Source organism: Paenibacillus sp. S33, from assembly GCF_053615415.1.
This window is the reverse complement of the sequence record NZ_JBSIEZ010000001.1, coordinates 2557184-2577626: the sequence shown is the minus strand read 5'-3', so window position 1 is coordinate 2577626 and position 20443 is coordinate 2557184. Positions and strand designations below refer to the sequence as shown.

Genomic DNA, 20443 nt, shown 5'->3' with positions numbered 1-20443 from the left:
AAGTTCAAGCGAAAAATCAAGCACATATACCAATGATTTGCCCTCCTTTTATTTCAATTATGGATCAATCATTCCATATTTTAAAGATGCCTCTCGGTCTTGTCAATTACTTTTGGATCGATTAGTATATAAGTACAAGATAAAAGGAGGCGACTCCATGGTTAGAACCGGAAGACCACGTAAATTCAGTCGCGACGAAGCGATCTCCCAAGCTATGATGTTGTTTTGGGAGCATGGATTTGAATCAACCTCTTTAGCTCAGCTCAAAAAGGCGATGGGCGGCATCTCCTCAGCCAGCTTTTATGCAGCTTTTGAATCAAAAGACGCATTATTCAAAGAAGCGCTGGACCAGTATTTGGCTACATACGGACAAGTATCGACAAGCCTTACAAACTATTCACTTTCATCGCGCACAGCTATTGAATTAGCCTTAAGAAGTTCAGCAATCATGCAGACTGAGCAGACCCATCCCTTGGGTTGTTTAGTCATATTCTCTGCAAATACTTGTTCGCCGGAAAACACTCATATTCGAGAACTATTGACCAGGCAAAGAGCAGTGACTAGGAACAAGTTCCATGCTCGTATTGAGCGAGCTACCAAGAACGGAGAACTTCAAGAATCCACAAATGTTAGCATGTTAACCACACTATTCGTTACCTTCCTGGAAGGTATATCTACAGAAGCCAGAGATGGTGTTTCCATAGACAACATTGATGCAGCCATAACTAAATTGATGGAGCTTTGGGATACTTGTGCCTGAGACTGGCTCAGTTTTCATGAAATAAGGGCATACAAATAGAAAAGGCAATCCTCCTAAAAAAGGAGATTGCCTTTTTATTCAGGAAGATTGCTTCTCTCAACAACGGCTTTATTCAGCCTATCCTACACATCAGTTTGACTTAATTGGGTATCGAAGTGTGATTTGAAATAGAATCGATTATTAAATCCCAATCGTCGTAGTGAAGTTCATGTCCAGTTCCTTCCAATGTAAGTAAAACCGCACCCGGAATTTCGTTAGCAAGATTTATTCCGTGTTCATAAGGGATAATCGGATCTTCAGTACCGTGTATAACCAGAGCAGGGACGGTTATTTCCCTTGTCCTAGCCAGATAGGATTCTCCACCTGACAGCATTGCGTGATTGTTCATGCTGGCTATATTGTTGCTTCTTTTCCATTCTTCTTTTGCTAATTTATAAACTTTTTTTTCATCGAAAGCGTGTTTTGAACCTACTAGAATTCTTGATCTACCTATCACAAAATCGACCACCGATTGTTCGTTCGTCCAATCTATTGCTCCCATATTCGAGAAATAGTCCATAACCTTTTCCTCCATCGGTGGAAGATCGGGAGCAAAATTGGACGTTGATACGAGGGTAACGGTTAGAACTCTGCCTGGATGTCGCAGAGCTATCATTTGAGTCAGCATGCCGCCCATGGACATGCCCACAATATGCGCTTGCTCAATCTTATACGCATCCAATACTCGAATAGCATCATCTGCCATGTCTTCGAAAGTATAGTCCTGTTGCCCAGGTTCATAGGTTGTAGAACGTCCAACATCTCGGTTATCGTAGCGAACGACAAAGCGACCTGTCTCTGCTAAACGCTGGCAGAATTCTTCCTCCCACCAGACCAATGAGGATTGAGCCCCCATAATCAGTAATATTGCCGGGTTAACTTGCTTTCCAAAACTGTCAGTACAAATTACTATTCCATCGCTTTTTATGAGTTGTTCGTTCATGTAGAATTCCTCCCCTCAATGATATATAAAACAAAAAAACACAGAATATTAGTCTGTGTTTACAGTAATCGAAAAATAATTTAGAAATGAATGCGAATTATCTTCATCACTTACCTCCATAAAGTACTTTCAGTTCCTCTTCTTTATCGTAAATGTATGTTTTTCTTCAGGAAAACGTTTATTTTTCACATCAACAGTTTAAGCTTGAATGGACTCTAATATAAACGGATTCAATGCCCTCCTCCTCAATTTAAATGGGACATATATTCAAATGCTGTTGTTCTATATACACTTTTAAAGTGTTTATTTAAATGGGTTAAGTCAACTAAGCCACATTCTGCAACTGCTGAATAAATATCTCACACAATTGGTTTCTTTCACGCTGTTTGCTATATCAAAATTCCCTTTATCCAAGAGTTTCTTGTTATCCGCAGCTGTCTTTTAAAAATTACTTAGCCCGAATCCTCCACCGTTAAGATGTCATTGACCTTACCGACAACAAACGCATTTATGGATTATTGTGGTATTATTTTGGATTATTGTTAATACTACGTATCTGAGGAGGGTGAAAATGAAGTTACATACCAAATTTTCAAGACAATTATGCCGGAATATCGATCTCATTTGTGACTTCATGGGAAACAGTTCGGATTTTATTGTTCGTGAAATCACAGCTGGCCATAAACACGCCGCACTTTTTTATTTGGACGGAATGACTGACATGCAAAAGGTACAGGACAATGTGATCCGTCCGTTGCATGATCGTGTCTCCTCTGACGAGATCACTTTACCGTTATTGAAAAACGCAATTTTGGACATTGGTGAAGCAAGCTTTGCTCAAAACTTTGAAGATGCTTTGGAACAGATCCTCTCAGGTGGTCTTCTCCTACTCCTGGACGATATGGATGAAGGATTGATCATTTCTTTGCCTGGATGGGAAGAACGCAGTATTACAGATTCGAAGACACAGCCTGTGGTCAGAGGTCCGCAAGAGTCGTTTACAGAAACTTTACGTACGAATACGACTATGGTTCGTCGAAGGGTGAAGGATACAAGAGTACGTCTAACTACCATAAAAGTTGGCGAAAAAACCAAGACCGATATATCGGTCATGTATTTGCATGGGGTCGCTGACCCAAAAAAGGTGCAGGACATGATATCCAAGTTAAAGAACATGCATGTAGAAGGTGTGCTTGAAAGCGAATATTTGGAAGAATGTCTCCAAGAAAATAAACAACTCACGATATTTCCGATCTTTTATAATTCTGATCGCCCAGACTCTATTGCAGCAGGAATTATGGAGGGGAAAATTGCGATATTTGTGGATGGATCTCCCTTCGCCATCCTTGCACCTGCGGTGTTTGTAGACTTTCTTCAATCCGCAGAAGATTATTATCAATCCTTTATTTACAGTAGTATCATTCGAATATTAAGGTACATATGCCTGGCAATCTGTATGTTGGCTCCGGCCATTTATGTCGCATTAACGACATTTCATCAGGATATGATTCCAACAGTTTTGTTATTAAGCTTATCCGCGCAACGTGAAGGAGTTCCGTTTCCAGCATTTATTGAGGCGATGATCATGGAAGTGGTTTTTGAAATTCTGAGGGAGGCAGGTCTTCGTATGCCACGGACGGTCGGTCAAGCCGTTTCTATTGTCGGGTCAATAGTGATCGGCCAGGCTGCTGTAGAAGCAAACATCGTTTCGGCTGTTATGGTCATTGTTGTTGCAATAACTGCCATTTCGAGCTTTGTCATTCCCTCGTACACCTTTGCCATTCCAATCCGGATATTACGTTTCGCTTTCATAGGCATAGCCGCTATGTTTGGTGTGTACGGATTGACTGTTGGTATTCTCATGCTCTTTGTGCATCTCAATGGGCTTCATTCATTCGGTGTACCGTATTTAAGTCCCTTTGCCAATTACAAATCGTCTGAGCAGAGGGACGCCATATTGCGTTTTCCATATAGAACTAACAAAAAACATCGCAAAAACTAAAGGAGTAGACCATCATGAACTCGTATCGATCCACCATTTTATTACTGATTATGTCCATCTGGCTAATGGTGTTTCTTACGGGTTGCTGGAACAGTAAGGAATTGAGCGCAATTTCCGTCGTGATGGCTCTGGGCATTGATGCAGTTGATGACCAATATGAAGTCAGTTTACAAGTGGTTGACCCAACGAAAATGTCTCAGAATTCCCCCATGGAACGGACGCCAACGATCGTTTTTTCCAAACGCGCCGATACCATATTTGAAGCTATTCGAAAATTAACAACGGAATCGTCCCGAAAAATGTATATGTCTCACTTAAAGTTTGTCATTTTTGATGAAAAAACGGCAAAAAAAGGAATCAAGGAGTCGCTGGACTTTCTGTTCCGTGATCATGAAGTTCGGCCTGATTTCTATTTGGCCGTTGTCAGAGGAAGCTCGGCAAAGGAGGCCGTTACTTTTGTAACTCCAACCGAGGTCTTGCCTGCAATGGATATGTATAAGGCATTAAGGCTTTCTGAAAAAGCATGGGCTCCAACTTCCGCGGTCAATGTGAAAGATATTTTACAGAGTTTCACAGATGATGGCATTGAACCGGTTCTCACCGGTATTCGACTGACAAACCTAGAAAAAGGTCTAACTATTGATAGTGTGACAAAGTCGCCCCAACATGTTAAATACTTTTTTACTGGAATTGGTGTTTTCAAGGGCGACCGACTTATCAATTGGATGGATGATTCACAAAGTAAAGCCTTTACCTATATATCCAATCGTGTTTCCAGCACCGTAGCTTCCATCGATTGTCCGAATTCCAAAGGAAAATTTGTTGTTGAAGTAATCCGTTCCAAAGTAAAGATGCGTCCAAAAATAATAGATCATGAGCCGCACATTTCTCTTATTGTGGATACAGAATCCAATATCGGAACGGTCTCGTGCAATGCCAACCTTAAGAATGAAGAGACATTTAGAGATCTTCAAGAATCAGCTAAAGAGCATCTGGAACAATCTTTGAAGGAGGGCATTTCGTACGCACAACAAATCGGTTCCGATATATTCGGGTTTGGAGAAGCTTTTCACCGCAAGTTCCCACGTGAATGGCATAAATGGAAAGAGGATTGGCCACAAAAATTTCAAACGCTTAAAGTGGATATTCAGCTCAATTATCGTTTAGTCCGGTTCGGGGACATTACCAGTCCAATCGATATGGGAATACACAATCAGGAGTGAATGCAATGCTTTATGTGATTCTCGTAACTTCCATTTTAACATCTTTGTATGAGTTTAAAAAATTCAAGGAGAAACAATATGTGCGTGAAATTGTATTCAGCTCGATATTGTTGATTATAGGCGTTATATTGATTATCCTACGGATCGCCAACATTAAACTGCCGACTCCACTGAAGGGCATTCAAATCCTATTTCAACCAATAAGTCGGTTACTTACAGAAATATTATCTTAAGGGGGGGTATTGGAATGAACTCCAATTTGACGGTTCGACAAGCTATTTTGTGGTTTGCATTGTATCAAATAGGAAGCGCATATCTGGTGCTCCCAGCGGTAATTACCGCTGTCGCAAAACAAGATGCCTGGCTCTCCATCCCAGTCTCCTTAGGTTTCCATCTGTTATTGATACCTTTATATGCCTCCATCGCTAGGCAAATGCAGGGGAAATCTTTCGTAGAGCATCTCCGTTGCCTCTTCGGTCCCTTGGGCGGGACGATCAGCATCGTTTTCATTTTTTTCTTTCCCTTTCTTGTGTTCATTATGACACTTCGAAATCTGGGCGACTTTATCACGATAGCTATTATGCCGGAAACTCCCTCCGACGCGATATATTTCATCATGCTTATAGTCATTTATTTTGCCGTTCGATCAGGCCCTGCTGTAATTGGCCGTTGTGCGGAAATCCTATTTTTTTTCCTTCTGGTTCTGTATCTGTTGGTCAGGGTTACCCTTCTTTCTGATACCAAATAATGTGCTCCCTATTTTAGAGTATGGTTTGAACCCTATCGTTCTCGCTTCGTTCAATTTGTTTGCCTTTCCCTACCTTGAGGCAATTCTGTATCTTTTTTTTGCACAGCACATCCCCGATCCAAAAAAGTGGAGAAAGACAGTGATAACTTGTGCTTTGATTAGCGGCGGCATGTATTTTTTCATGGTTCTACAAATAATCGCCGTGATGAGTGAAGGTGTTGTATCTAATTTGACATTTCCTACTTTTTTTATTAACCGAACAATCAGTAACGGAGAGTTTCTTCAACGGTTTGAAATTTTCGTTGCAGTGTTCTGGTTTGTCACCATTTTTTTCCGACTCGCACTGCTTTTATATGTTTCAGCGCAAGGGCTTGCAGATGCTTTTCGTCTTCGAAGCGCTAACTCTCTCTTAGTTCCTCTGATCCTAATCGCATTGGCAATGGTTCATTCTATTTGGCCAAATATGCAATTTTTAATCAAGTTTTTTTCAGTATGGCCTTTTTACGCCATGATTTTCGGTATCGTGTTTCCTATTGTGCTATGGCTGGTGGGTAAGGTATCGTTGAAATTACGTAAAAAGTATCACTAAAGTTGCGTTGGCTGTATGAACATACTGTTCTCAAATAAACTTTTGTTGTACTCATTATTGCAATTTAGCAAGAAGTAGCTCCAGTTCCGCCTTCTCAAGATGTCTCCATTGTCCACGCTCCAGATGATCCAAGGTAATATTCATAATTCGAACACGTTCCAGCTTTAGCACCCTGTACCCCAAGGCCTTGCACATTCTGCGAATTTGCAAGTTCAGACCCTGCGTCAAAATAATGCGGAACTCGTATTCGCTCGTACGATCAACCTTGCACGGTTTGGTAATGACGTTCAATATTTCAACGCCACAAGACATGGCCTGCGTAAACTCGTTTGTAACAGGTTGGTCTACAGTCACTACATACTCCTTCTCATGACCATGTTCGGAACGCATCATTTGATTGACGATGCTTCCATCGTTGGTTAATAGAATGAGTCCCTCTGACGCTTTATCCAGCCTGCCGATGGCAAAAATCCGCGAAGGATAATTGACATAACTAATAATATTGCCAGCCACTTGCTCCGCTGCGGTACAAACAATGCCTATAGGCTTATTCAGAGCCAAATATACAGGTTCACTGGAATTGAGCGGAATAGCTTCTCCATCAATCAGCACGATATCCTGTGGCTCTACTTCTGCGCCCGCTTCACAAACATTTCCATTAATCGTAATTCGCCCTGCTGCAATCAGCCTGTTGGTTTCCCGACGTGAGCAAAATCCTGTCTCACTGATGTACTTGTTAATTCTCACGATTCACCTGCTTCTGATTATAATATGCGAGTTTAAGTAAAATAATTAAAAAAACACCTGATTGTTCTTGCTTAATCAGATGTTCGACGTTTACGACAACTTATACTTTCCCGGCTTATTTGCTACTGTTGCCGCCGCTTTTATTCCTTGTTGGTTTGGCAGTGCCGCCTTTTGTGCCACCTGCCGCTTTGCTTCCCGGTGCGCTTGTAGAAGCGCTTTTTGTCCTTACTGGCTTCGCAGTTTTGTTCCAGCGTGTCCAGCCCTTACTACCTGTACCTCTGCCGGTCCCGCCGCCCTTGCTTTTTCCACCCATATGATCACTCCATTACTAGTCGTTCAGATTTAACTAAGCTATCATACCATTACTTTGATCATCATGCCCATTTCTTTTAAAAATTGAACATGTTAAGCCGCAAATACTTTCGCAAAACGGATCTTGTTGTATTTTTGTTTGTTTGCAAGTAAATAATGATTCTTGAAGGAGTGAAACACATGTCTGTTGATGTTTATCTTAACTTTAATGGAAATTGTCGTGAAGCAGCGGAGTTTTACGCAGAGGCATTTGGGACTGAGAAACCACAAATCATGACGTTCGGTGAAGCACCACCCAACCCCGATTATCCTCTCCCTGAAGAAGCCAAAAATTTGGTCATGCATACGCGGCTTCAAATTGATGGTAGTAATGTCATGTTCTCAGACGTTTTTCCTGGTATGCCTTTCGTAGCCGGAAACAACATCAGCCTCGCCATCGTCAATAAGGACGAAGAGAAAATTCGATCGTACTTTCATAAGTTAAAAGAAGGAGGAACCGTAAGCATGGAACTTCAAGAAACATTTTGGAGTAAATGTTACGGTAGCCTTAAAGATAAGTTCGGAATTGAATGGCAGTTAAGCTATGATAACGGAATGACCGACAGTTAGTCTGTTATATAACCTACGACAGTTAAGCCCTCACAAGCTATTCTGACTGAATGCTTTGTGAGGGCTTAATATTAGCTTGAAGTTACTCTATACAGCAGCCTTAGAATTCTTCCAAGACCTTGAATTTGTCTCCATGGATCTTATCCAAGTGATCCTCTCCCCAGTAGCATAAATGGTCTAGCGCGGGTTTTAATCCCCAGCCGTAGTCCGTTAACTCATACTCCACTTTAGGAGGGACTTCATTATAAACCTTTCGTGTAACGATCTCATCCTTTTCTAGGCCTCTGAGCTGAGTAGTCAGCATTTTTTGTGTAATGCCGGGTATTAACCGACGAAACTCAGACGTTCGTTTCCGTCCTGTCATCAGATGGTAGATAATCAAAGGCTTCCATTTCCCTCCCATCACCTCTAAAGCCGCTTCCACTCCAACTTGATACTTCTTTTGAACCCTATTTTTTATCTGTTCAGTCATTTCTTAATCCTCCTTTAGAAGGCTTCGTTTGCTCAGAACAACCATCACTTCAATTCATTACTCAGATCAGTTTCTAGGGAATCTACCTAGGGCACTTCCATGTTCCTATGGCACCTGTATCATCCTATAGAACTTAAAAGTGCGTACTTCCAGATTATTCTCCTACTGTATATAATAGCATCAAGCATTGAGCATTCCTAGAAGTAAACTATTGAGAAAGGTAGTGAAGAAGCATGAAAGTATTAACCGTTGTTTCACACCCGAGAAAAGATTCCTTGACCTTTAAGGTTGCTGATCGTTTCGTACAGGGTCTTGCCGATGCAGGCCACGATTATGAGATATTGGATTTGCATGAGATTGGTTTTGATCCTATTTTAAAAGGAGTAGATGAACCGGATTTGACAGTTGCGGAACAGTCCTTTTCCCCTGAAGTAGAAATGGAAATGAGGCGGATGAAGGAGCATGATGCATTGGCATTTATTTTTCCTCTTTGGTGGTGGAATTTGCCAGCTATGCTGAAGGGTTATATTGACCGTGTATGGAACAATGGGTTTGCGTACGGTTCGAATTACCTGCATCATCAGCATGTCTTGTGGATTGGCTTGGCCGGAGTTTCGAAGGAACAGATGAAAAAGCGTAACTATGATAAAATGATTACTCATTTGCTGAATGTGGGAATTGCAGATTATTGCGGAGTTTCCAATTCCAAGGTTGAATTCTTAGATGAGACCCTGAGTTCAAATTCCGGTCATTTTGAAATGCTGCTGGACCAAGCTTATCACTTTGGTTTGAATTATGCCAAGGATTAGGCTTTATTTACAATCCCCACCCTTCAACACGAAGGCCGGAAATCCTAACAGAATGTGAGAAAGAATTGTTTTTCCACAAGGAGACCTAAGTAGTAACAAAAAAAGATACTAACCTAGCCATTTTTTCTATGGACATGGGTTAGCGTCTTTTCATTTATCTGCATTTAACTGGCTTTCGACAGTAAGTAAAGGAAATAAGGGGTGACCAGTATGGTGATAATAATTCCGGTTGGAATATCTGCCCCAAAACTAATCGTTCGAGTAAGTGTGTCAGCAATCAAAATGACGAGTGCACCAACTAATGCCGTCGTAGGTAGCAATAGCTTATGATTGGGCCCTACTAGCTTGCGCGCTAGATGGGGGCTGACCATGCCTACAAAAAAGAAATTTCCGCCAAGTGCCACGCTACCAGAAGCAAGCGCAACGGCAGCAATCGTCAAGCCGATAAACTCCCTTTTAATTGCTACGCCGAGGCCCGATGCTGTCTGATTCCCCAAATTCAACGTATTGAGTGTGTTAGACCTGTAAAAAACGTAAATACAGATGATAAGCACCCACGGGAGCAGCACCATAATATAGCTCCAGTCGTCCCCCCACAGGTCTCCAGCCTGCCATCTCAAAGCAAAGTCATACTGTTGCTTGTCTAGCCGGAGTGTCAACATCAGAGATAATGCGCTGTAGCCACTGCCCATAGCGACACCAGTTAAAATTAAGCCTGTAGGCGAGATGTCTCTTCCCCGCCTGAAAGCAAACATAAAAATCAAAAATGCTGCCGTAAGGCCGCCTGCAAAAGCCAGCCCAGGAAGAAGAATAGGCGATAGCAATCCTTCACTAGCGAACAACGTAATATACATAAGTACAAATAACCCTGAGCCTGAGCTGATGCCGAGTGTTCCCGGACTGGCCATGTCGTTTTTGAGCAAGCTTTGCATAATACAGCCTGATATCCCCATGCCAATACCTACCAATATAGAAAGCACAATACGTGGCAGTCGAAAGTCAAACACGATCAGGTTCTGTTTGCTCGTTCCTTCGCCAATGATGACCTTGAAAACTTCGAGTGGAGTTAGGTTCATTTTCCCAACATTCATACTAAGTACAGCCACTAGCAGCGTCAGCACTACTAACAGTAAAATAATGCTAATCCCCCTGGTATTACGGGACAGTTTCAACTAAACTCCCTCCTCTGCTTGCGCACAAGGTAGAGAAAATAGGGTACGCCCACCAAGGCAAAAATAATGCCAAGGGGTGTTTCGTGAGGACGATTGATCAGACGTCCGAGTAAATCCGCCGCCAACAGAAAGACTGCTCCATACAAAGCTGAGGCCGGGATAATATACCGATAATCCGTTCCGACCAGATGGCGCATAATGTGTGGCACGATCAAACCAACGAAGCCAACAGGGCCGACCACAATAACCGATAACCCCGTTAGAATTAATACAATTAAGGTTGAAAACAACTTAATCCTGTTTGCACGAATACCCAAGCCTGATGCCACATCCTCCCCGAAGCTCAAAATCGTAATCGAGGGAGAAAGCACGATGGCACAGATCAAACCCACTACAAACAGTGGCGCAATGAAAGCTAATTCACCCCACTTGGCACTGGCTGTACCACCAGCAGACCAGTAATCAAGGGCTTGGCCAATCTCATACTTAATAGCGATAAACGTACTAAACGCACCAAAAAGCATGGAGATGGACATTCCTGCCAGCACCAGTCGCTGAGGCGTCATTCCTCGCTTGCCTATAGATGCGATGTAATACGTAATGCCTGTAGTGATTGCTGCACCTAGACAAGAATACAGCATGGTTTCTCCGTAGGTGCGACCAGGCAAAAAGGCCATACATAACGCAATAGCAAATGTCGAGCCAGAACTTATGCCAATGAGTCCCGAATCCGCTAGTGGATTACGAGTGGTTCCCTGCATAATTGCCCCACACACAGCCAAGCTGCACCCTACAATGATATCTGCCACGGTTCGTGGAAAACGCAAGGTGTGAATAATCTGATGTTCTGTAATGTTGGGATCAAACTGAAATATAGCACCCCATGCCAGCTTCAGGCTCATTTCCGCAGCACCAAAGGTAATAGATGCTGCGGTAACCAGCAGGAGCAGGAACACGCCCACGATCATGTAGCTTACAAAATGAAATATTCCTTTTTTATTTGGTTCTTTGTGAGTAGACATCGATTACACCCTTAGTTGGTCAATTATGCATCGTTACTTAGTCTGTTCCAGCAATTTGCTAATAATATAATCTAGCTGTCCCGTCATACTAGCAACGTCCGAATAATAGAACAGTCCTGCATATTTCGCTGGAATTTCGATGATATGTCCGTTTTTAACGGCTGGAATACTGCTCCAGATTTTTGTCTTCGCATATTCAGATTCCTTGCCTTCCTGCTTAAACCAAAGGACATAATCTCCAAAGTATTCAGCAGCTACCTCGTAGGATAAAGAACCCCGACTCTCTCCGGAATTTTTAACCAATGTGTTGAGCTTTTCCGGTTTGTGAAGTCCCAGATAATTGTAAAGCAACGTTCCTCCACGTGAGCCTGTTTCATAATATATTCCGTAAGAGCCACTGCCCCAATCCTCGAAAATGCTAAACGTTTTGTCCTTGAATATGTCGGAATTTAGTTTTTCTTTGGCCTGACTCAGCTTGCTTTCAAACAGTGAAATCACTTTGTCTGCTTCTGCTTCATGTCCTGTGGCCTGACCAAGTAATTTCAAACGTTCTATAGAGGTCATTTTATCCTCAGGTATTACAAGAACAGGCGCAATTTTAGACAACTTATCATAATCCTTTGTATCATATGTAATGATGAGATCAGGATCATACTTCATAATTTCCTCAGTTTCCCACTTTTCAATATTGGGAATGTCGTTAAACTTATCGTAAAAAGGCATCGTTTCTTGTTTCCACCCCATGACTGCGGCTGGCTTAATCCCTAGTGTAAATACATCGCCAACATACCAGTTCACGACTACCCGTTGAGGATTAGCGGGCACCTTCACGTCTCCTTTTACCGTAGAGACTGTACGCGTATCAGAATCACTGCTTGCCTCTTCCTTCACGGACGACGCGGGTTTAGCAGATGAATCAGAGGAACTGCCAGCATTCCCGCAACCTGAAATAACGAAAATCACTACGAATAGTGCACATAAAATCATGTGAAACTTCTTATTCATCATACGATGCATGTTGTAAATCTCCTTTGAAATATAGTAAGTGCAAAACATACTTAAAATTAGTGATATTGATAATCATTATCACTGATATCAAATTGTAAATTTTACCTCACTGATTGTCAACTGTTTCTTTAAGTTTTATGTTTTACTTTAATGGGTTCTCCAGCTCCCCTCTTCTATTTGCTTCATGCCATTCCTGATAGATTCCTCCAATTTCATAAAAGGCTTTGTTCATTACAGTTGTCAGCTCCTTCATGATCTCCTTGGTATATTTTAAATGAGTATTTATGTTATCCACTTTATATTTGCGAAGCAAATTTAGATGAGCAATGATGTGAATCGTATCTTCGATAATCCAATAAATCACATCCTCTACATCTTTCGTAAGCTTGTTCAGCATCTGTATGCCTCTTTCATACATCTGGAGCGTATACCCCCGCTTGCCTACTTGCACATACGGACTAAGATCATCATAAAAATCCGTACGGAAAGGTCGTCTTACATATTGCTCATACTGCTCTTCATATATTGAAGTTTGTTCAAGCAGCTTAATAGTCATATCTATAATTTCTTGTTCACTGTATATTTTTTTCATCAGATTTTCCCTTGCCTTTCTCTACTAAATAAATTCAAGTCATAGTTAAATTAGATCACAAGTGATGCAATAAGAAGTCAAACTCTTTTTTTACCAACGATTAACAATTTTGTTTGATGCAAACGATAATTAGAATAGAGGGATTTCCCTCAATATATCCAACTGAAGGAGACAGGCGAATGAATAGAGTATGGACGAAAGCATCGGCTATTTTATTGGTAGTAATATCCCTGATGTTCAATGGAACGTACGCGCTCGCAGCTTCAGCAACATCAACGTATATCGTTACGTTTCAACAAGCAACCTTGGTATCCAACGATCACGTAGGCAACGAATGGGCCATTGCTGCCCAGGTGGCGGGCCAATCCATTAGTGAAGACAACAGCGTAAAGGTAAAGGTCAAATCAGGGGGCAGCATTAAGCTGTATGCGTATGCCGAGGAACAAGACAAAATTCCTGATGAAGGTGAAGCCACCAAGAATGTAAAGGTCTCCTCTGTTTCTGCCAAAGGTTCTACCGTTAAGCTAAGAGTGACGGTTACTGAAAACCGTGGACGTTACTCAGGTCATCAAGCCGTTTGGGAATTTACGTATAAGATTAAGAAACAATAATAGAAAAAATAGACCGTCACTCCCAGGAGGGGCGGTCTTCGCTTTTACAAGTCGCGGTAACTGGGCACATACCATTTCGGTATATAGGTTTGAAAGTAATCATACGCTTCCAAAACCTCTTCAGCTCGTTGCACCATATCGTCCACCTCTTTTTTGCCAAATGGAATGGCCCAGTGAACCGATGAAAGCTGATTGCTTGCAATATACAGAGCCATTAATCTAAAAAATAAGTCAGGTACATGGTTATTAAAATAACCGTGGATACGGCCCGAAGCGAATAAAGGACTTAACGCTGCACACCAGGTAATTCTATTGAATTCCTCCCAAGGATCACCATAATCCATTCTATTAAAATCGATGATACCCAGTTCACCGGATGGGGTAACCACCATATTGCCCACATGATAATCCCCATGCTGAAAAGTCTGGGGACGATTTTCTAATAGCTGACGATTTTGCTCAATAAAGCTTATGGCTTGATCTGCTCCCTTTAGGGGAATACCGCATGACTTATAGTTTGTAATATATCTGTTTATTTTGCCATTATAATGTTCAACCCATGGGACTCGATCTTGCTCCGCATGAATCTCATGCATTTTTTTCAATGCATCTCCTGCTTGAACCCCGAGTTGATACTGTTGTGCTGCGGTCAACGTAGGGATAATCTCTTCAGCATCTTTCCCTTCGATCCAGGTGAACAGGGAATATACAGATTGACCATCATGACAAATCCCAAATTCAAGCGGCCGGGACATGAACAGATTCTCCACGTGGTTCAGCTTTGTTACAGCTTCAAACTCGCGCTTCTTTTTATCATAATGAACCATATCCGCCATTCTTAGCAGCAAGTCCCTACCGTCAGTGGTTTGAATATAATATTTCTTGTCACTGGACCAGCCTCTATGAATTTCTTCCACGTGGCTCCACCTGCTGGCACCCGGTATTTCACTAAAGAGTTGATTCACGCTCATCCCCCCCCCAAGTTAAGATAGCCTTACTTACTATATATGCTTTCCATAGTTTACCTTCGTAATGACAGAGGAATCAATCCTCTTCCCGGAAAAACCTCAAATAAAAAAGGCTGAAAAGACAAGCCGTCTCTTCAACCTCAATATTCACTGAGTTGCCATCGTGAAAACCCATCACTTGTATTTTCAAATCAGTAAGAATAAGAAAACTCATGTTTAAATTCGTCTACCCGTTGAATGGTTTTCAGAATATTTCGACCTTCACGTGTGCCGTCAATAATACGACGAGCTTGTTTACTATCCCCGATATTAATAACTTCTACTTGATGTTCTTTACCATATTGGAGCAAGCTGTCCATCAGCGGACTGTGTGAATGCATACCCAAGCATACGAATCCAAGATCAAAAGGAATCTCAAACTCCTGTTTTCCATGCTTTACTTTGAAGCGGTCGCTACACACTTCTGTCAATGCTGTTTCCGTATGGACGTTCACTTCCCGCTCCTCTACCATTTTCATCATGGAAATCCGAGTAATCATATCCAGATCTTTACCCAGTAACGGCATCATCTCAATAATAGAAACCTCTTGTGCTCCACGCTCTGCATAATATTCGACGACATCCAGTCCCACGGCTCCGCCGCCAACTACAGCAATGCGTTTACCTTCAAATTCCTGGAATTTCTCCATGTTGTGCAAAAGATCAAAGATGGAGAACACTTTTGTACCTGGTTTACCGAGTTGCTCATGTAAACCTGCAATGGGCGGAAGAAGTGGTGTGGCCCCCGTCGCATTGACAATAATATCAGGATTCAGAGCACTAATCATCGCCAAATCGGCTCGGGTCCCTGTTACAATGTTCAGATTGGTTAACTGTTTGGTGCGCTGAATCAGATAATCAGGGAAATCATTGATGCGTGTTTTGTCTGGCAGGCGGGCAATATCACGAGCCAAGCCGCCCAACTCTAGTTTTTCCTCAAAAAGGGTTACTTTACAGCCTACTTCGGCTGCCGTACATGCAGCTTCCATACCAGCGGTCCCACCACCAATAACAACAACCTGAAAATTGTTCTTAACTCGTTGTTTCCGGTATTCAGCTTCTTTGAACAGATCCGGATTTACCGTACAGCAAATCGGTTTACTTTTGGAGATACGGTGATCCGCACAACCAATGTTGCAAGAGATACATTTTCTAAGCAAATGTTCGTAGCCGTTTTGCACTTTAAGCACCCAGTTCGGTTCTGCAATCAAGCCTCTACCCATAGCCAGAAGATCAGCGTCACCTCTCTCCAAAATATCCTGCGCAACCTGTGGGCTCCGAATATTACCTGAGGTCATCGTGACCTTCCCGAATTTTTCTTTTACTGCTTTGGCCATATAAGAGCGCCAACCATCTGGCAAGTTCATCCCGTCAATCTGGAACTGGATGGAATCATTCAGAGCAGCAGAAACGTTCAGAATATCTACCTCATCATTAAGATACTCCAATAACTCGAGTGTATCTTCCAGTGTGTTCCCACCTTCTGTGAACTCTTCCGCGCTAAATCGTAAGCAAATAGGGAAAAATGGGCCCACCACTGAACGAATTTCATCAATGACTAATCTGGCAAAACGGGTACGGTTTTCTGCGCTGCCGCCAAATTCATCCGTGCGTTTATTATACATCGGCGAAAGAAACTGACTCAGCAAGTAGGAGTGTCCCGCATGAATTTCAACACAGTCAAATCCTGCTCGTTGCGCTCTTCCCGCTGCTTCTCCGTATTTGCGCACAATGGCGTAAATTTCTTCTTTTTGCAAAGGTCTTGGAATCACTCCGCCCTTTTTAGAAGGAATATTCGAAGAAGATACAGGCTGAACTCCGTTCAGTCGTCCCGCATAAGCTGAAGCACCCGCATGGTTAATTTGTACAGAAACACAAGCTCCATAAGAGTGCAGGGCTTCTGTTAATCTAAATAGTCCGGGAATAAACTGATCGTTATCCATACGCAACTGGGTTGTTCCGTTCGTACCCATCGGGAAATCCAGACAAACATTTTCTACTGTTATCAAGCCGGTACCACCTTTGGCCCGTTGCACGTAATAGTCAATATGATCCTGAACAAAGCTTCCGTCCATGGCAGCAAAGTTAGTTCCCATCGGGGGCATAACAATCCGATTTTTCAAGGTCATTCGTCGTATGGTTAGAGGTTCAAAGATAGCAGGATAGTGGTTCATTGTTCTTCCTCCTTGCGAGTTTACAAATTTCATGTTCAAGCTTCCATTAAAGCATTCTCATATGTGATTTTTTTCACTTTTGGGAATTTCGAGATATTATTGAGTACGATCATTCCTTATGGTTTGATTTTATATCATCTAATTCATAAATTCTAATGCTATTTTATGTAGTGAATCATAGTTTCAGTCTATAGATTAACTGGATTAAGACATAAAAAAGGAACAAACCTGTGAGGAATGTCCCTTTTGTGTGAAAAAAATCATGCTAATATTCCGAACCGCCTACCGATCTGTTCTTTTGAAATCGTTGGGTACACGCTCCAAAATCCCCTGCCCGAAAAGCCGGGTGAGTCCAATGAAAGGAAACACCTCAGCTTGACGTCAAGGGAGACTTGTCTATCCGTATACAGATTATACTTTTAAATCACCATCATAGGTGGCAATCATATTGTACAGTTCAGGACGACGGTCACGGAAAATGCCCCATTCAATCCGTCCTACTTCCAGCTCATCCAGATCAAATTCAGCAGTAAGCACTTCCTCATCGGTACGACCCGCTTCTGCGATCTTGTTACCTTGATGTCCGGCAATAAAGGAAGAACCGTAGAATGTAATACTGGAGTCCTCGTCCGTTTCAGTTCCGATCCGATTGGAAGCAATGACTGGAATCAGATTGGAAGCCGCATGACCCAGCATGCAGGTCTGCCAGTGATCTTTGGAATCAATGGCAGAGTCCTGCGGTTCCGAGCCAATAGCTGTCGGATAGAACAAAAGTTCTGCGCCCATGAGCGCCATACAGCGGGCCGCCTCAGGGTACCATTGATCCCAGCACACGCCTACCCCAATTTTGGCATAACGTGTATTCCATACTTTAAAACCGGTATCGCCCGGATTAAAATAAAATTTTTCCTCATACCCAGGACCGTCAGGAATATGGCTTTTGCGGTATTTACCCAACACTTCACCGTCTGCGTCAATGACAGCAAGACTGTTGTAGCGCGCGTAGTTTTTCTTTTCATAAAAACTGATGGGCAGCACAACCTGTAATTCTTTGGCGATCTTCTTAAAATGGTTAACCGCCTTGTTGTGCTCCAGCTCAGTTGCATATGAATAATAATCAGACTTTTCCTTCTGACAGAAATATGGAGTCTCGAACAACTCCTGCAGCAAAATAATTTGTGCGCCCTGCGCAGCCGCTTCACGTACTAGCTTCTCTGCTTTACTAATATTTTCTTCGATATTGGTAGAGCAGCTCATTTGAGTTGCTGCCACTTTTACTTTTCTCACGTTAGTCCTCCTTTTAGATGTTGTATCGTTCAACGATTTACAGCAGGCATCTGCTGGGTCGTACAGTGTACGTTACCGCCTTCACGGATGACCGCCATACCGTCTACAGTACGAATGGTGCGATCTGGAAATACATTTGCCAGCACTTGCTCAGCTGCAAGATCGCTCTTAGCGGCAGTACCGCCAAACACCGGCAAAATAATGCCGCCATTCACAAAGTAGAAGTTAATATAGCTCAGTGTCAATCGGCTATCTTCATAATCCACGCGCGGTGGCTGACCGATCCGAATCACTTCCAGCTTACGGCCTTGGGCATCCGTTGCTTGCTCCAAAATACGCAGATTTTCCTGCGTGATTTCGTAATTTTCATCCTCAGGATCATCACATACTTGCATAATGACCTTGCCAGGAGCTGCAAAGCAAGCAATATTGTCCACATGACCATCTGTTTCGTCGCCACTAAGACCACGTTTTAGCCATATTATTTTCTCGACACCTGTATACTCACATACATACCGTTCAATTTCTTCTCTGCTTAATTCCGGATTTCGGTTGGGATTGAGCAAACACTCTTCGGTTGTAATCAGTGTGCCTTCGCCGTCTACGTGCAATGAGCCGCCTTCCATCACCAGCGGTGCATCAAACCGTGGAACTCCAAGTTGGTCCAAAATTTGCGGCGCAACCTGGTCATCTAGATCCCATGGAGCGTATTTGCCGCCCCAGGCGTTAAACTTCCAGTTTACACCTGCCAATTGACCATGCTCGTCTGTGAGAAAAGTAGGGCCGTTGTCACGCAGCCACGCATCGCTGTGCTCAATCGGCAGCAGTTCTACCCGTTCCCCAAGTTCAAGCGCCTTAACGCTCTCCAGATCATCCGGATTTACGACCACAGTAACTGGTTCAAATTCCGCCATTGCGCGTACAATTCCGGCATACCCCTTGCATACATCGCCATGCATATCTGGGTAAACCATTGAAGATTTTACAGGCCAAGAAATATACGTGCGTTCATGTGGCGCCCATTCAGGTGGCATCTTATAATGTGAATCCTTAATTTGCATGTATTGAAGCTCTCTTTCTTTTTCATAATGTAGACTCCGCTCCTATCATACAATAATATGATCTTTGTCTCAATCGAAGCGGAAAAGTTTTAATAATTTACATTTACATTGGAATAAATTACTTTGAAAACGTGATTGCTTTCACCGTATTCCCATCAAAATCCTTCACAGTGAATTGTGCTCCCTCCAGCACACCGTAAGAGGATGAATAGTTTTCTTTTGGCAGCGAGATCGAACCGGGGTTCAGTATAAAGACCCCATTTTCCACATCCGCTACCGGAATATGAGTATGTCCCTGGATGAACACATCTCCCGCTTCCAGTGGTGGTAAATTTCCGATACTAAAGCCATGTCCGTGCGTGACATAGATTCGCCGTCCTTCATGGTGCAACAAAGCATAATCACCCATCATAGGAAACTCCAGTAGCATCTGGTCCACCTCTGCATCACAATTTCCGCGCACAGAAACCGCAATATGGGACTTGTACTTATTCAGCAGAGCTGCCACTTCTGCCGGATTATACCCTTCTGGTAACGGATTACGTGGTCCGTGGTACATATAATCTCCGAGCAGAACAAGACGATCGGCTTTCTCCTCCCTGTACTTTTCCAGTGCCAATTGCAACCAGTGTAATGAGCCGTGAATATCTGATATAAACATCAATTTCATGATTGTTCTTTCCTTTCTGATTAGGCTAAAAAATATTCCACTTAAGTACATTATTGCATTATTCCCTGAACAAATCTGTGCAAAATTGTTCTTTTGTTTGGTAACACTCTTTTAAGACAATAAACTACAGCTCCGAGTGAGCTGTAGTTTATTATTAGTTCCTTTTGTACTTGGTCTTATTATCTTCGGTGATTTTACGGATTACCTTACATGGGTTTCCAGCAGCGATCACACCAGAAGGGATATCTTTGGTAACAACACTTCCTGCACCGATACGTTGTTCTACATCAAGAGGATGACCCGCAGTATAAAATCCGCAGTTAGGAGCAATAAACACATGATCACCGAAAACGATTTTTGCCCCATCAAGCATGATCGTATTATGGTTACTATAGAAATTTTCACCGATTTCAATGTTATAGCCATAGTCACACACAAAAGGTTGCTCAATCAGGAATCTATCAGTTGTCTTCCCAAGTAAAGTTTTGATGAGTGTTTCTCGTTCTTCGATATTTCTAGGATGAAGCTGATTATATTCGTGGCAGAGACTTTTGGCGTATAAACGTTCTTCAATCAACTCTTCAGA

General features: G+C 42.5%; 23 protein-coding genes and 1 pseudogene. 9 read left to right on the top strand and 15 right to left on the bottom strand.

Going from position 1 to position 20443, the window contains the following annotated elements:
• The first annotated feature begins 157 nt into the window (after window positions 1-157).
• Window positions 158-760: a TetR/AcrR family transcriptional regulator gene (locus ACWGXJ_RS11925; RefSeq protein WP_452566807.1), complete on the top strand. Its 603-nt coding sequence runs from the start codon at window positions 158-160 to the stop codon at window positions 758-760.
• A 139-nt stretch (window positions 761-899) separates the two neighbouring features.
• Here ACWGXJ_RS11925 and ACWGXJ_RS11920 read toward each other — a convergent pair whose 3' ends face one another.
• Window positions 900-1742, bottom strand: coding sequence for an alpha/beta fold hydrolase (locus tag ACWGXJ_RS11920; RefSeq protein ID WP_452566806.1), 843 nt, complete (start codon window positions 1740-1742; stop codon window positions 900-902).
• A gap of 245 nt (window positions 1743-1987) precedes the next feature.
• Window positions 1988-2101: pseudogene (locus tag ACWGXJ_RS11915) on the bottom strand (AraC family transcriptional regulator); the annotation flags it as partial.
• A 212-nt stretch (window positions 2102-2313) separates the two neighbouring features.
• Between ACWGXJ_RS11915 and ACWGXJ_RS11910 the strand changes: the two are divergent.
• Genes ACWGXJ_RS11910 through ACWGXJ_RS11890 form a run of 5 tightly spaced genes read left to right on the top strand, consistent with a single transcriptional unit; the run spans window position 2314 to window position 6304 of the window.
• Window positions 2314-3744: a spore germination protein gene (locus ACWGXJ_RS11910; RefSeq protein ID WP_061830178.1), complete on the top strand. Its 1431-nt coding sequence runs from the start codon at window positions 2314-2316 to the stop codon at window positions 3742-3744.
• Window positions 3745-3758: 14 nt separating this feature from the next.
• Complete coding sequence (locus tag ACWGXJ_RS11905) at window positions 3759-4967, top strand: Ger(x)C family spore germination protein (protein WP_452566805.1); 1209 nt, start codon at window positions 3759-3761, stop codon at window positions 4965-4967.
• 5 nt (window positions 4968-4972) lie between these two features.
• On the top strand, window positions 4973-5200 hold the full coding sequence (locus ACWGXJ_RS11900) for a hypothetical protein (RefSeq protein WP_336078483.1): 228 nt from the start codon (window positions 4973-4975) through the stop codon (window positions 5198-5200).
• Between the two features lie 14 nt (window positions 5201-5214).
• A complete protein-coding gene (locus tag ACWGXJ_RS11895; protein WP_452566804.1) occupies window positions 5215-5715 on the top strand; it encodes a GerAB/ArcD/ProY family transporter in 501 nt (166 codons plus the stop codon).
• 25 nt (window positions 5716-5740) lie between these two features.
• Window positions 5741-6304, top strand: a complete 564-nt coding sequence (locus tag ACWGXJ_RS11890; protein WP_452566803.1) for a GerAB/ArcD/ProY family transporter — start codon at window positions 5741-5743, stop codon at window positions 6302-6304.
• A 54-nt stretch (window positions 6305-6358) separates the two neighbouring features.
• On the opposite strand, the gene ACWGXJ_RS11885 is transcribed toward ACWGXJ_RS11890, so the two are convergent.
• A complete protein-coding gene (locus ACWGXJ_RS11885; protein WP_235306287.1) occupies window positions 6359-7051 on the bottom strand; it encodes a pseudouridine synthase in 693 nt (230 codons plus the stop codon).
• Window positions 7052-7166: 115 nt separating this feature from the next.
• Complete coding sequence (locus ACWGXJ_RS11880) at window positions 7167-7364, bottom strand: DUF3934 family protein (protein ID WP_013310240.1); 198 nt, start codon at window positions 7362-7364, stop codon at window positions 7167-7169.
• 179 nt (window positions 7365-7543) lie between these two features.
• Between ACWGXJ_RS11880 and ACWGXJ_RS11875 the strand changes: the two genes are divergently transcribed.
• On the top strand, window positions 7544-7972 hold the full coding sequence (locus tag ACWGXJ_RS11875; RefSeq protein ID WP_061830173.1) for a VOC family protein: 429 nt from the start codon (window positions 7544-7546) through the stop codon (window positions 7970-7972).
• Window positions 7973-8072: 100 nt separating this feature from the next.
• Here the strand turns inward: ACWGXJ_RS11875 and ACWGXJ_RS11870 are convergent, their stop codons facing one another.
• Window positions 8073-8444 (bottom strand): winged helix-turn-helix transcriptional regulator, encoded by a 372-nt coding sequence (locus ACWGXJ_RS11870; RefSeq protein WP_061830172.1) that lies wholly within the window; start codon window positions 8442-8444, stop codon window positions 8073-8075.
• A 233-nt stretch (window positions 8445-8677) separates the two neighbouring features.
• On the opposite strand from ACWGXJ_RS11870, the gene ACWGXJ_RS11865 reads away from it, so the two are divergent.
• Window positions 8678-9253, top strand: a complete 576-nt coding sequence (locus ACWGXJ_RS11865) for an NAD(P)H oxidoreductase (RefSeq protein WP_452566802.1) — start codon at window positions 8678-8680, stop codon at window positions 9251-9253.
• A 164-nt stretch (window positions 9254-9417) separates the two neighbouring features.
• On the opposite strand, the gene ACWGXJ_RS11860 is transcribed toward ACWGXJ_RS11865, so the two are convergent.
• From ACWGXJ_RS11860 to ACWGXJ_RS11845, 4 genes are all read right to left on the bottom strand, one after another.
• Complete coding sequence (locus tag ACWGXJ_RS11860; protein WP_235306289.1) at window positions 9418-10425, bottom strand: iron ABC transporter permease; 1008 nt, start codon at window positions 10423-10425, stop codon at window positions 9418-9420.
• Window positions 10422-11447: a FecCD family ABC transporter permease gene (locus tag ACWGXJ_RS11855; protein ID WP_235306290.1), complete on the bottom strand. Its 1026-nt coding sequence runs from the start codon at window positions 11445-11447 to the stop codon at window positions 10422-10424. Before ACWGXJ_RS11855 ends, ACWGXJ_RS11860 begins: the two co-directional genes overlap by 4 nt.
• Before the next feature lie 33 nt (window positions 11448-11480).
• A complete protein-coding gene (locus ACWGXJ_RS11850) occupies window positions 11481-12464 on the bottom strand; it encodes an ABC transporter substrate-binding protein (RefSeq protein ID WP_452566801.1) in 984 nt (327 codons plus the stop codon).
• Between the two features lie 133 nt (window positions 12465-12597).
• Entirely contained in the window at window positions 12598-13047 is a 450-nt protein-coding gene (locus ACWGXJ_RS11845) for an Imm63 family immunity protein (protein ID WP_061830167.1), read from the bottom strand.
• Between the two features lie 179 nt (window positions 13048-13226).
• Between ACWGXJ_RS11845 and ACWGXJ_RS11840 the strand changes: the two genes are divergently transcribed.
• On the top strand, window positions 13227-13658 hold the full coding sequence (locus tag ACWGXJ_RS11840) for a hypothetical protein (RefSeq protein ID WP_235306293.1): 432 nt from the start codon (window positions 13227-13229) through the stop codon (window positions 13656-13658).
• Window positions 13659-13702: 44 nt separating this feature from the next.
• Here ACWGXJ_RS11840 and ACWGXJ_RS11835 read toward each other — a convergent pair whose 3' ends face one another.
• The 6 genes from ACWGXJ_RS11835 to ACWGXJ_RS11810 form a co-directional block, all read right to left on the bottom strand.
• Complete coding sequence (locus ACWGXJ_RS11835) at window positions 13703-14623, bottom strand: aminoglycoside phosphotransferase family protein (protein ID WP_452566800.1); 921 nt, start codon at window positions 14621-14623, stop codon at window positions 13703-13705.
• A 194-nt stretch (window positions 14624-14817) separates the two neighbouring features.
• Entirely contained in the window at window positions 14818-16839 is a 2022-nt protein-coding gene (locus ACWGXJ_RS11830; protein WP_452566799.1) for an oxidoreductase, read from the bottom strand.
• Window positions 16840-17250: 411 nt separating this feature from the next.
• Entirely contained in the window at window positions 17251-18126 is an 876-nt protein-coding gene (gene aguB / locus ACWGXJ_RS11825) for an N-carbamoylputrescine amidase (protein WP_025721082.1), read from the bottom strand.
• Window positions 18127-18155: 29 nt separating this feature from the next.
• Window positions 18156-19187, bottom strand: coding sequence for an agmatine deiminase family protein (locus tag ACWGXJ_RS11820; RefSeq protein ID WP_250261441.1), 1032 nt, complete (start codon window positions 19185-19187; stop codon window positions 18156-18158).
• Window positions 19188-19305: 118 nt separating this feature from the next.
• The gene (gene yfcE / locus ACWGXJ_RS11815; protein WP_452566798.1) at window positions 19306-19857 is read right to left on the bottom strand and encodes a phosphodiesterase; all 552 of its coding nucleotides are present in this window, start codon (window positions 19855-19857) and stop codon (window positions 19306-19308) included.
• A gap of 154 nt (window positions 19858-20011) precedes the next feature.
• Window positions 20012-20434 (bottom strand): sugar O-acetyltransferase, encoded by a 423-nt coding sequence (locus ACWGXJ_RS11810; RefSeq protein WP_452566797.1) that lies wholly within the window; start codon window positions 20432-20434, stop codon window positions 20012-20014.
• Window positions 20435-20443 lie beyond the last annotated feature (9 nt).